The organism is Roseicyclus sp., assembly GCF_018402035.1.
Taxonomy (GTDB): Bacteria; Pseudomonadota; Alphaproteobacteria; order Rhodobacterales; family Rhodobacteraceae; genus Roseicyclus.
In genome coordinates, this window is sequence record NZ_JAGYJN010000071.1 from 1 (window position 1) to 1,488 (window position 1,488).

2 protein-coding genes and 1 tRNA gene are annotated in these 1,488 nt (G+C 56.4%); 1 reads left to right on the forward strand and 2 read right to left on the reverse strand.

Features of this window, described 5'->3' with window-relative positions:
- Positions 1-436, reverse strand: a 436-nt coding sequence (locus tag KG698_RS15230; protein WP_367114133.1) for a diaminopimelate epimerase, incomplete at its 3' end; no start/stop codon positions are given.
- A gap of 101 nt (positions 437-537) precedes the next feature.
- Between KG698_RS15230 and KG698_RS15235 the strand changes: the two genes are divergently transcribed.
- A tRNA-Lys gene (locus KG698_RS15235) sits at positions 538-613 on the forward strand.
- An 86-nt stretch (positions 614-699) separates the two neighbouring features.
- Here the strand turns inward: KG698_RS15235 and KG698_RS15240 are convergent.
- A partial coding sequence (locus tag KG698_RS15240; protein WP_213686391.1) for an ADP-ribosylglycohydrolase family protein occupies positions 700-1,488 on the reverse strand: 789 nt, incomplete at its 5' end.

The following is a 1,488-nucleotide window of genomic DNA, read 5'->3' on the forward strand; positions in this document are numbered from 1 at the left end:
AGATGGGCAGGTGCAGGGTATCCATCGCATGGGCGAGCGGAATATCGGCCCAATCCGTCATCGGCTGGCCCATGTTCACGGATGTCAGCCCATCGCCTGCATCGACCGCCTGCAAAATCCCCCGCTCGGTGCGCAGGCGCAGCGCAGCGATCCCGCGCCGGTCCATCTCGTGGCGGGCAATGCAGCGCGTGGCGTTGCCGCAAGCCGCCGAGAGCGAGCCATCAGCATTCCAAAAGGTCAGCCTGAGATCGGCCTCGGCATCCTCTTCGATCACCGCCAACTGGTCGAAGCCCACACCGCGGTGACGGTCAGCCAGCGTGCGCGCAAGTGCCGCCGTCACGGGCATCGCCGTGACGCGCGCATCGATCACCACGAAATCATTGCCAAGCCCATGCATCTTGAGAAAGGGCAGGCCGGAGAGGGGCGTGTTATCCATCATCCGCGCCATATACGCCGGGTGCGCAAACATGGAAATCCCCCGCCCCGGTTTTTGGCTTGACGAGTCTTCGGCCCGTCCGTAGGTAGGCGCCCCTGAGTGGGCCCGTAGCTCAGTTGGTAGAGCAGTTGACTTTTAATCAATTGGTCACAGGTTCGAATCCTGTCGGGCTCACCAGTTTTCCCATATTTTTCAAGGCCTTATGATGCACGACCTTGCTGGTTTGTGCATAACGAAAAGTTATAAACAGTTATAAACTTGGATCACTGTGAATCGGCGAAGGATCGACCCAAGAACTGGGAGGTCACGTAGATGCGGCGCTCCCCAAAAAGTCCCTTTTTCAGTTCTGGATCGATTGAACTGTAGCCGTACATAGCACCAGCGATCTGTCCTGTGATGGCGCCTGTGGTATCAGCGTCATCGCCCAGGTTCACAGCAAGCAGAACTGCGTTCTCGAACGAATTCGTGTTTTCGATGCACCAAAGGGCGGCTCGCAGGCTGTCGAGCACATATCCACCTGATGGGATGAGAGCATCATCAACTCCTGCTAGGGGTGCTGCGACTGCTGACATTAACGTATCACTCCAGCCGAGCGCTAAGCTGTCTTCTTTGGCCGACCCGTAAGCCGCTCCACGTAAAATCTTGTAGATCAGTGCAGCCGTAAACCTACAGCACTCTTCAGCTATGGGGGAAGCATGGGTTGTGTGAGACTGCTCAACGGCAAAATCTATCGCTGTTTCGAGATGATGTGATGCAAAACACACTGCAGGTGAGAGGCGCATGAGCGAACCGTTACCGTCATTTTTCGCCCCGAAAGGTTCAGCCATTAAGCGCCCCGTGCGCCGATAGTCGCCCAGGGCTCGAAGGGTGTTTTGCCCTATTCCTACTGTGACGCCTGTGCTTGTATTGTCACCATGCTCAGCCCAGTTGCAAAAACGCTGAAGTAGATCGGCAGGGTCGAAGCCGCCATTTGCAATAAGGCTATCTGCCAAACAAAGTGCCATTGCTGTGTCATCAGTCCATGCTCCGGCTGGAAGGTTGAACCGACCTCC